The organism is Rhodococcus sp. ENV425 (assembly GCF_002887785.1).
GTDB classification, from domain to species: domain Bacteria; phylum Actinomycetota; class Actinomycetes; order Mycobacteriales; family Mycobacteriaceae; genus Rhodococcus; species Rhodococcus aetherivorans.
This window is the reverse complement of sequence record NZ_PCZU01000264.1, coordinates 37,397-47,599: the sequence shown is the minus strand read 5'-3', so window position 1 is coordinate 47,599 and position 10,203 is coordinate 37,397. Positions and strand designations below refer to the sequence as shown.

General features: G+C 70.4%; 6 protein-coding genes. 2 read left to right on the top strand and 4 right to left on the bottom strand.

Annotation, left to right across the window (positions count from 1 at the left end):
* Window positions 1–39 precede the first annotated feature (39 nt).
* The 3 genes from CQZ88_RS23770 to CQZ88_RS23760 are packed head-to-tail and all read right to left on the bottom strand — an operon-like array spanning window position 40 to window position 5,748.
* Window positions 40–1,479 (bottom strand): LIPOPROTEIN PEPTIDASE LPQM, encoded by a 1,440-nt coding sequence (locus CQZ88_RS23770; RefSeq protein WP_006938392.1) that lies wholly within the window; start codon window positions 1,477–1,479, stop codon window positions 40–42.
* Between the two features lie 31 nt (window positions 1,480–1,510).
* On the bottom strand, window positions 1,511–3,709 hold the full coding sequence (gene glgB / locus CQZ88_RS23765; protein ID WP_006938391.1) for a 1,4-alpha-glucan branching protein GlgB: 2,199 nt from the start codon (window positions 3,707–3,709) through the stop codon (window positions 1,511–1,513).
* The gene (locus CQZ88_RS23760) at window positions 3,706–5,748 is read right to left on the bottom strand and encodes an alpha-1,4-glucan--maltose-1-phosphate maltosyltransferase (RefSeq protein WP_102800402.1); all 2,043 of its coding nucleotides are present in this window, start codon (window positions 5,746–5,748) and stop codon (window positions 3,706–3,708) included. The genes glgB and CQZ88_RS23760 overlap by 4 nt, the downstream gene beginning before the upstream one ends.
* Window positions 5,749–6,054: 306 nt before the next feature.
* Here CQZ88_RS23760 and glgP point away from each other — a divergent pair, with 306 nt between their 5' ends.
* On the top strand, window positions 6,055–8,634 hold the full coding sequence (gene glgP, locus CQZ88_RS23755) for an alpha-glucan family phosphorylase (RefSeq protein ID WP_044476069.1): 2,580 nt from the start codon (window positions 6,055–6,057) through the stop codon (window positions 8,632–8,634).
* Here glgP and CQZ88_RS23750 read toward each other — a convergent pair whose 3' ends face one another.
* The gene (locus CQZ88_RS23750; RefSeq protein WP_006938382.1) at window positions 8,635–9,210 is read right to left on the bottom strand and encodes a TetR/AcrR family transcriptional regulator; all 576 of its coding nucleotides are present in this window, start codon (window positions 9,208–9,210) and stop codon (window positions 8,635–8,637) included.
* Between the two features lie 93 nt (window positions 9,211–9,303).
* On the opposite strand from CQZ88_RS23750, the gene CQZ88_RS23745 reads away from it, so the two are divergent.
* Window positions 9,304–10,188 carry an alpha/beta fold hydrolase gene (locus CQZ88_RS23745; RefSeq protein ID WP_050035019.1) on the top strand — a complete coding sequence of 295 codons (885 nt, stop codon included), beginning with the start codon at window positions 9,304–9,306 and terminating at the stop codon, window positions 10,186–10,188.
* Window positions 10,189–10,203 lie beyond the last annotated feature (15 nt).

Here is a 10,203-nt window from a genome sequence, read left to right as displayed (position 1 = left end):
GGTGGCGGTCCGGCTTCCCGGGCCGCCACCGCGCGTCGGTCAGTGGTAGCGGCCCGAGCAGGCGGCCTCGCCGCCGAGAACCCCGGTGCGGAACGCGTCCACCCGGGAGAATCCGCTCGGCACGGTGTTGCCGTTGACGTCGCTGGCGGCGAGGCCGTCGGTCAGCAGGCCGGAGACCGCCTCGTCCAGATCGCCCGGCGACAACCACACCATGTCCTCGGCCGGCTGGGCGCCGGTGCTGTCGGGGCTCAGTTCCGCGCTGATCACGCCGGCGAGGCAGGCAGCCCGCAGCGCCGTCTGGGGGTCGACGAGCGACTGGCCGGCCGCGTTCTGCACGGCCAGGGCGTACCGGGAGGCGAGCAGCACGTAGGCGGCGTAGTCGCCCCGTACGTCGGTCGTGATCCCCCCGGCGCCGGTCTGCAACGGGGTACCGCGGTCCGCCAGCTCGTCGACGTCCACCCCGATGGTGTTGGTGGCGGGACAGTACGACACCGGCGACGTGGCCTTCGCGTCCGGACAGCCGAGGTCGGCGCCGGACAGGTCGAGCTCCGGTTGCTCCGGCAGATCGAACACCCGGCGGAACGAGGCCATCAGCGCCTCCACCGACTCCTCGGTCACGGGAAGTTCGCCGTCGTCGGAACTGTCGAAGAACTGCGGCAGATCGGCGCGCCGGGACTCGATCTCGGCGGCGTCGATGCGGGTGCACGATCCCGCACCGTCGGTGAAGCCGATCTGGAACGCGGTGACCCGCTCGAATGCCGACCCGTGGATCGCGTCCGGGTCGTTGGGGTCGCTGTCGCGGAAGGAGACCATCGACGCCAGCACCGAGTTCAGCCCGTCCGAGGTGTTCAACCGGAAGTGATCCGAGTTGCCGGCGGCGACGTGCCGCATGAAGGCGCCTGCGAAGCAGTCCGCCTGCTGCTCGAACACGATTCCCGGATCGTCCTCGGCGACCGTCCCGGCCTTGAACTGGACGGCGTGCCCGTACTCGTGGGCGAGCACCGTCACGGCCGCCATCGGGCCGAACGTCTCGATGAGCTGCGGCATCAGGTAGGTGCGGTCCCACCCGATGACGTCGTCGCGGTTGCAGTACGCGGCGTTGATGAACTCGAAGGTGGATTCGCCGCAGAACTTCGGGCCGCGCTCGTCGGGATCCCACGAGGCGATCGTGCCGACGGGCTCGAACGCGCCCCGGGCGATGCGCGGGAACTCCTCGTTCCAGTAGGCCTCGATGTCGGCGACCGCGTTGCCGGCGAGGACGTCGACGTCCCCGCCGTCCGAGTTCTCGATCGTCACCTGCGCGTCCGGGGCGGCGGGCCGCGGGCCGCTCGGGCCCGAGGACACCGGCAGGCCCGCCACCGAGAACGGGTTGTCGTAGATGGAGACGGCGGTGCCCTCGATGCGAGCGGCACATCCGGCGAGCACCATCACGGCCAGCGCCGGTACCGCGAGGCGGAACGGCAGCCGCGTCCGAGTCACCTGTTCTTCTCCTGTCGTCCGAGGACGGCGGTCACCGCTGCAACGTCAGCCAGATCGCACCGTAAGCAGGCAGCGTCACCTCCGCCGACGCCGGGCGCCCGTGCCAGGAGCGTGCCGTGGCCGTCACGGCGCCGAGGTTGCCGACGCCGTTGCCCTGGTAGGCCGTCGAATCCGTGTTGAGGATCTCCGACCACTGTCCTGTTTCGGGTAGTCCGACACGATAGTCCGAATGCGTCGATCCGGAGAAGTTGAACAGGCACGCCACGACGGAACCGTCGCTCCCGTGACGGAGAAAGCTCAGCACGTTGTTCGCCGAGTCGTTGGCGTCGATCCACGAGTACCCGCTCGGCGAGGTGTCCAGCGTCCACAGGGCGGGGTGCTCACGGTAGATCCGGTTGAGGTCGGCGACGAGCCGGTGCACGCCCTGGTGCAGCGGTCCGTTGTGCGGATCGTCGAGCTGCCACCAGTCCAGGCCCCGCTCCTCGGACCATTCCGCGGTCTGGCCGAACTCCTGCCCCATGAACAGCAGTTGCTTGCCGGGGTGGGCCCACATGTACGCGAGCAGGCCGCGCAGGCCGGCGGCCTGCTCGCGGTCGCCACCCGGCATCCGGGTCCAGAGCGTGCCCTTGCCGTGCACGACCTCGTCGTGGCTGACGGGCAGGACGAAGTTCTCACTCCAGGCGTACACCAGCGAGAAGGTGATCTCATGGTGGTGGTACGTGCGATGCACCGGGTCCCGGCCGATGTACCCGAGGGTGTCGTGCATCCAACCCATGTTCCATTTCATGGAGAACCCGAGCCCGCCCGCGTGGGTGGGCCGGGTGACGCCGGGCCATGCCGTGGACTCCTCGGCGACGGTGACGACGCCGGGGTGGAGCTTGTGCACGGTGGCGTTCATCTCCTGCAGGAAGGCCACCGCCTCGAGGTTCTCCCGGCCGCCGTACACGTTGGGGGTCCAGCCGCCCTCGGGCCGCGAGTAGTCGAGGTACAGCATCGAGGCGACGGCGTCGACGCGCAGGCCGTCGATGTGGAACTCGTCGATCCAGTACAGCGCGTTGGCGACGAGGAAGTTGCGCACCTCCCGGCGGCCGAAGTCGAAGACGTAGGTGCCCCAGTCCAGCTGCTCGCCACGCCGGGGATCGGGGTGTTCGTAGAGGGCGCTGCCGTCGAAGCGGGCCAGGGCCCACTCGTCCTTCGGAAAGTGGGCGGGCACCCAGTCCACGATCACGCCGATGCCGGCGGCGTGCAACCGGTCGACGAACGCACGGAACTCGTCGGGCGTGCCGAAGCGGGCGGTGGGGGCGTAGTACGAGGTGACCTGGTATCCCCACGATCCGCCGAAGGGATGCTCGGCCACCGGCAGCAGCTCGACGTGGGTGAAGCCGGCCGCCGCGACGTACTCGGCGAGCTGGTCGGCCAGCTCCCGGTATCCGAGACCGGGACGCCACGAGCCGAGGTGCACCTCGTAGACGCTCATCGGCTCCTGCCACGGCCGGGAGTCGGCCCGGGCGGCGAGCCACGCGTCGTCGCCCCACACGTAGCTGCTGTGGTTGACCACGGAGGCCGTCGCCGGCGGCACCTCGGTGGCGAACGCCATCGGGTCGGCCTTGTCCTGGACCGAGCCGTCGCGGCCGTGGACCCGGAACTTGTACAGCGCACCCGGCTCCACGTCGGGCAGGAACAGTTCCCACACGCCGCTGGAGCCGAGCACCCGCATCGGCGCGAGCCGGCCGCTCCAGCCGTCGAAGTCGCCGACGACCGTGACGCCGCGCGCGCCGGGCGCCCACACCGCGAACGACGTGCCGCGGACCGTGCCGTCGGGGGTCTCGTACGAGCGCTGATGCGCCCCCAGGATCTCCCACAGCCGCTCGTGCCGGCCCTCGGCGAACAGGTGCAGGTCCAGCTCCCCGAGCGTGGGCAGGAACCGGTACGGGTCGGCGACGACGACGGTGTGCTCGAACGGGTAGGTCACCACGAGCCGGTAGTCCGACAGGTCGTGCACCGGGACGAGCGCGCTGAACACGTCGTGGCCGAGAGGCTCGAGTGGGTGATCGATGCCGCCGATGCGCGCCGCCACCTTCTCCGCGTGGGGACGCATGGCCCGGATGATCGTGCCTTCCGGATGCGGGTGGGCGCCGAGCACCGAGTGCGGATCGTGGTGCTCGCCGGCCGCCAGCCGGGCGAGGTCGTGCGGGTTGGGGGAGTGGCGTCGAGTCGGGGGCACTGTCACGAGTTGCTCCTGTAGGCGAGGGTGGTTCGCGTCGGTACACCGATCGGGGGCAGCGCCAGGATGTGCGCCACCGCGCGCCAGGGTTTGAGCCGGACGAAGTTGGCCTGGCCCCACGAGTACTGCGCGCCGGACACCTCGTCGAACACCGTGAGCTGGTCGTGCCATTCGTGGCCGAGCGCCGGCATGTCCAGCCAGACGGTGCCCTGCTCGGCGCCGAACGGGTTGAGGTTGATCACGGTGAGGACCGAATCCCCGGTCCGGGGATCGAATTTCGAGTACGCGATGAGGGCGTCGTTGTCGATGTGGTGGAAGTGGATGTTGCGCAGCTGCTGCAGGGCCGGGTGGGCGCGCCGGATCCGGTTGAGCGTGGCGATCCACGGCTCGAGGGATTCGCCGCGGCGGCGGGCCTCGTCGAACCGTCGCGGACGCAGCTGGTACTTCTCCGAGTCGAGGTACTCCTCGCTGCCGGGTCGCAGCGGGACGTGTTCGTAGAGTTCGTAACCGGAGTACACCCCCCACGACGGGGCGAGCGTGGCCGCGAGGGCCGCGCGCAGAGCGAACATTCCGGGCCCGCCGTGTTGCAGCGACTCGTGCAGGATGTCGGGCGTGTTGACGAACAGGTTCGGGCGCGCCTCGTCCGCCTTCGCCGCGATCTCCTGTCCGAATTCGGTCAGCTCCCACTTCGCCACGCGCCAGGTGAAGTACGTGTAGGACTGCGTGAACCCGCGTCGGGCGAGGCCGTACATGCGGGCGGGACGGGTGAAGGCCTCGGACAGGAACAGCACGTCGGGATCGGTGCGCTTGACCTCGGCGATCAGCCACTCCCAGAAGTTCGGCGGCTTGGTGTGCGGGTTGTCGACCCGGAAGATCTTGACGCCGAAGCTGATCCAGTGCCGCACCACGCGCAGCACCTCGGCGTAGATGCCGTCCGGATCGTTGTCGAAGTTGACCGGATAGATGTCCTGGTACTTCTTGGGCGGGTTCTCGGCGTAGGCGATCGTGCCGTCCGGCAGGACCGTGAACCACTCGGGATGCTCCTTCGCCCACGGGTGGTCCGGGGCGCACTGCAGCGCCAGATCGAGGGCCACCTCGAGGTCGAGTTCGCGCGCCCGGGCGACGAAGGCGCGGAAGTCGTCCTCCGTGCCGAGCTGCGGGTGGATCGCGTCGTGGCCGCCCTCGTCGGAGCCGATGGCCCAGGGGGAGCCCACGTCGTCCGGGCCGGCGGTGAGGGTGTTGTTCGGTCCCTTGCGGTTGACCTTGCCGATCGGGTGGATGGGCGGCAGGTACACCACGTCGAAGCCCATCGCGGCGACCCGCGGCAGTTCCTCCGCGGCGGTGGCGAAGGTGCCGTGCCGTGGCGTGCCGTCCTCGTTCCACCCGCCCGTCGAGCGGGGGAAGAACTCGTACCAGGAACCGAACAGGGCCCGTTCCCGATCGACCACGGCGGTGTACGCCTTCCCGCGGGTGATCAGCTCGCGCAGCGGATTGGCCCGCAGGATCTCGGTGATGTCGGCGGCGAAGGCAGGGGCGATCCGGTCGGCGAGCGGCCGCTCCGAACGCAGCGCCGCGGCCACGGCGAGCAGGGCCGGCCGGTTGGGGCGCGGCGCGGTCTTCGCGGCCTTCTCGAACAGGCGGGCGCCGATCTCGATGTCGTTCGCCAGGTCCTCCGGACCCTGGCCGGCGTCGACCTTCGCGTCCACCGCGTGCCGCCACGTGCTCACCGGATCGCTCCAGGCCTCCACCCGGTACGTCCACAGTCCCGGACTGGTGGGGGTGAACACGGCGTGGAAGGTGTCGGGCACCTCGCCGGGAACCATCGGGATCCGGATCAGCTTCCCTTCGCTCTCCGGGTCCGATCCCGGCCCGCGCACGGCCAGGGTGGCGGCGACGGCGTCATGGCCTTCTCGCCACACGACTGCCGACACGGGAACCACCTCCCCGACAACGGCCTTGACCGGATGTCGCCCTCCCGAGATGTCGGGACGGACATCGTCGATGCCGAGGCGGCCTGTCGCGCTGGCTCCGATTCGACCTGTCACGCTCGCTCCGTTCCGTCTGTCATGCCGGCTCCGTTTCCCTCGCACGGACTGCTGACGAGCCTTCGGATGCGGCCCGTCCCCAACCGTAGTGGAGGTACGCACCGCCGTCCCCTCATGCGACGCGCAATGTCGTCGACGCCCCGCAATAGCTGTTACCCGGGGTCGACGCGACGGAACGAGCGAGCCCCGCGGCGCCGTGTGCCGCGGGGCTCGCGCGTCCGCTCGCGGGGAACGTGGCCCGGCCGCCGGACGGCCGCCGCATTTGCCGGTCTTCCCGGCCGGCCGAATGTCGGTAGTCTTCCCGGGGTGAGAGCCTTGCGTCGGTTCACCGTACGAGCCCACCTTCCCCAGCGGCTGGCCGGACTGGGCCCGCTCGCCGTCAACCTGCGCTGGTCGTGGCACACGCCCACGCAGGACCTGTTCGCCTCGATCGACTCCGCGCTGTGGCGTCGCGTCGAGCACGACCCGGTGCGGATGCTCGGCGAGGTGCCGCCGGCCCGTCTCGACGCGCTCGCCGCCGACGAGGAGTTCCTCGCGCGGCTCGACGCCGAGTCGGCCGACCTCGACGACTACCTCGCGAGGCCGCGCTGGTACCAGCACCAGCAGCAGGAGGGCACCGGGCTGCCGTCCGGCATCGCCTACTTCTCCATGGAGTTCGGCGTTTCCGAGGTTCTGCCGAACTACTCCGGCGGACTCGGCATCCTGGCCGGCGATCACCTCAAGGCGGCCTCGGACCTCGGCCTGCCGCTCATCGGTGTCGGCCTGCTCTACCGCTCCGGCTACTTCCGTCAGTCCCTGACCGCCGACGGATGGCAGAGCGAGCACTACCCGAACTACGACCCGCAGGGCCTGCCGCTGCGGCTGCTGACCGAGGCCGACGGCACCCCTGCCCTGATCCAGGTCGCCATGCCCGGCAATCGCACCCTCACCGCCCGGGTGTGGATCGCCCAGGTGGGCCGCGTCCCGTTGCTGCTGCTCGACTCGGACATCGCCGAGAACGACGAGGAACTGCGCGGGGTCACCGACCGCCTCTACGGCGGCGACCAGGACCATCGCATCAAGCAGGAGATCCTGGCCGGGGTCGGCGGGGTGCGCGCCGTCCGCGCCTACACCCGGATCGCGGGACTGCGCGATCCCGAGGTGTTCCACATGAACGAGGGACACGCCGGGTTCCTGGGCGCCGAACGCATCCGCGAACTGGTCACGGGCGCCGGTCTGGACTTCGACGAGGCGCTCGCCGCCGTGCGCGCCGGCACCGTCTTCACCACCCACACCCCGGTTCCCGCGGGCATCGACCGGTTCCCGGCGGAACTCGTCCGGCACTACTTCTCCGGACCGAACGGCGAGAACGAGTCGGCGCTGCTGCCCGGCCTGGGGGTGGACCGCGTCCTTTCCCTCGGCCGGGAATCGGACCCCCGTGTGTTCAACATGGCCCACCTGGGTCTGCGGCTCGGCCAGCGCAGCAACGGCGTGTCGAAGCTGCACGGCCGGGTCAGCCGCGAGATGTTCGTGGGCCTGTGGCCCGGCTTCGACGCCGGCGAGGTGCCGATCGGGTCGGTCACCAACGGCGTGCACGCCCATACCTGGGCCGCCCGCGAGTGGCTCGAGTTCGCCAACCGTCTCGCCGGTCCCGACCGGGTCGAGGAGGCCCAGGGCTGGGAACTGCTGCAGACGGTCGAACCGCGCGAGCTGTGGGCCACCCGCAACACGTTGCGTGCGCAGCTGGTGGAGGAGATCCGTCGGCGGCTGCGCCGGTCCTGGCTCCAGCGCGGCGCCACCGAGGCCGAACTCGGCTGGGTGGACGGGGTCTTCGATCCGCACGTGCTCACCGTCGGCTTCGCCCGCCGGGTGCCGACCTACAAGCGGCTCACCCTGATGCTGCGCGACCCGGAACGACTGCGGGCCCTGCTGCTCGACGAGGAGCGCCCCGTGCAGCTGGTCGTCGCCGGCAAGAGCCACCCGGCCGACGACGGCGGCAAGGCACTGATCCAGCAGGTGGTGCGGTTCGCCGATGCCGCCGACGTGCGGCACCGCATCGTTTTCCTGCCGGACTACGACATGTCCATGGCCCGGTACCTCTACTGGGGCTGCGACGTGTGGCTGAACAACCCGCTGCGCCCGCTCGAGGCGTGCGGCACCTCCGGGATGAAGTCGGCCCTCAACGGCGGGCTCAACCTCTCCATCCGCGACGGCTGGTGGGACGAGATGTACGACGGCGAAAACGGCTGGGCCATCCCCACCGCCGACGGTGTGATCGACGAACACCGCCGCGACGACCTCGAGGCCAGCGCCCTGTACGAGCTGCTCGAGCGCTCGGTCCTGCCGCGGTTCTACGACCGGGACGGCAGCGGTGTGCCCACCCGCTGGATCGAGATGGTGCGGCACACGCTCCAGAACCTCGGTCCGAAGGTGCTCGCCTCCCGCATGGTCCGGGACTACACCGTGCAGTACTACGCGCCGGCGGCCGCGGCCGCGCGCGAGGCGGTCGCCGACGGGTTCGCCGGAGCGCGCGAGCTCGCCCACTACCGGCGTCGCGTCGAGGCGGCATGGCCGGCCGTGCGGGTGGCCCAGGTCGACAGCGCCGGACTGCCGGACATCCCGGAGATCGGCTCCAAACTGGCCCTGACCGCCCACGTGTACCTCGACGGTCTCCGGGTGACCGACGTGGTCGTTCAGGCCGTCGTCGGCCGGGTCGGGGTCGACGACACCCTGTCCGACGTGGTGACGGTGCCGATGCGGCACACCGGCACGGACCCGCTGGGCGAGGTCTTCGAGGTCGAGGTCGCGCTGCCGATGGCCGGGTCGGTCGGCTACACGGTGCGGGTGCTGCCGCACCACGAGCTGCTCGCGTCGGACGCCGAACTCGGCAAGGTCGTGCTCGCCTAGCTAGCTCTCCGCGCCGGGCCCGCGGCCGCTCGCGTCGAGCAGGACGCGCGCGGCGTCGCGGGCCTGCCGCGCGACGGCGGGAGAACCGGAGATCGCCGCCGTCGCCATCGCCCCGTTGGCCAGGATCGCCAGCTGGTCGCCCAGTGCCGGGGGGCTGCCCGCGTCCGCCACGAGTCCGCGCAGGTAGCGCCGGAACGCGTCCTTGTGCGTGCGGGCGATCTCGGCGACGTCACCGGAGATTCCGCCGAGTTCGCCGAACGTGTTGATGAAGGTGCAGCCGCGGAAGTCGCTGCAGGCGAACCATTCCTCGAGAAAGTCGAACACCGCGAGAACCCGCTCGCGCGGATCGGTGCGGGCATCGACATACCGGCGCAGATCCGTCAGCACGGTGTGATCGCGCCGGGTCAGAACGGCCTCCACGAGCCGGTCCTTGGCGGGGTAGAGCTGATAGAGCCGCTTGAGCGACACCCCGGAGCGGGCCCGGATCGTGTCCATTCCGACGGCCTGGATGCCGTGCTCGTTGAACAGTTCCTCGGCGGCGTCGAGCAGCCGGGTCTGCGCGGTGTCCGCGTCCATCGGGCCCCTCCCTCTTGCATCGAGAACCATCGTTCTCTACGCTACACCACGTACCGGAGAACGATCGTTCTCCGACCGATCCGAGGAGGACTCATGTCCGCTTCCACTGTCCGCCACCGCACCGAGACCATCGACGGGCTCGACGTTTCCTACCGCGAGGCCGGGGACCCGGGTGCGCCGGCTCTCGTTCTGCTGCACGGCTTCCCGTCCAGCTCGCACATGTTCCGCCACCTGCTCGGCGAGCTCGCCGACCAGTACCACCTCGTCGCCCCCGACCACATCGGCTTCGGGCGATCGGCGATGCCCGCCGTCGACGAGTTCGACTACAGCTTCGACCGTCTCGCGCAGATCACCGATGCGCTGCTCGACCGGATCGGGCTGACGCGCTTCGCCCTCTACCTCCACGACTACGGCGCCCCGATCGGCCTGCGGATCGCGGCCGGGAACCCCGAGCGCGTCACCGCGCTGATCACCCAGAGCGGCAACGCCTACCGCGAAGGGTTCACCCCGTTCTGGGAGGTCCTCTTCGCCCACGCACAGGACCGCGCCGCCCACGAATCCGCCGTCCGTGCCCTCCTCGAGCCCGAGGCGACCCGGTGGCAGTACGTCCACGGTGTCCCCGAGGACCGGCTCGACCGGATCGCCCCGGAAGCCTGGCTGCTCGACCAACTGGGCCTCGATCGGCCCGGCAACAAGGAGATCCAGCTCCAGTTGTTCTGGGACTACCAGTTCAACCTCGACGCGTACCCGGCATTCCAGGAGTACTTCCGCGCCTGGCGGCCGCCGACCCTGGTGGCGTGGGGCCGCGGCGACGAGATCTTCGGTCCCGCCGGTGCGGAAGCATTCGCCCGCGACCTCCCCGACGCGGAGATTCACCTGCTCGACGCAGGCCACTTCGCCCTCGAGACCCACGGGCCGGAGATCGCGGACCTCGTCCGTGGATTCCTGGGCCGCACTCTGAACCCGGCCGCACTCTGAGCCCGGCCGCACACT

What these genes read in the sequence shown, in the direction of transcription:
- CQZ88_RS23745 (WP_050035019.1), top strand. Translation starts at nt 9,304, where the DNA reads ATGTCCGCTTCCACTGTCCGCCACCGCACCGAGACCATCGACGGGCTC.
- CQZ88_RS23750 (WP_006938382.1), bottom strand. Translation starts at nt 9,210, where the DNA reads ATGGACGCGGACACCGCGCAGACCCGGCTGCTCGACGCCGCCGAGGAA.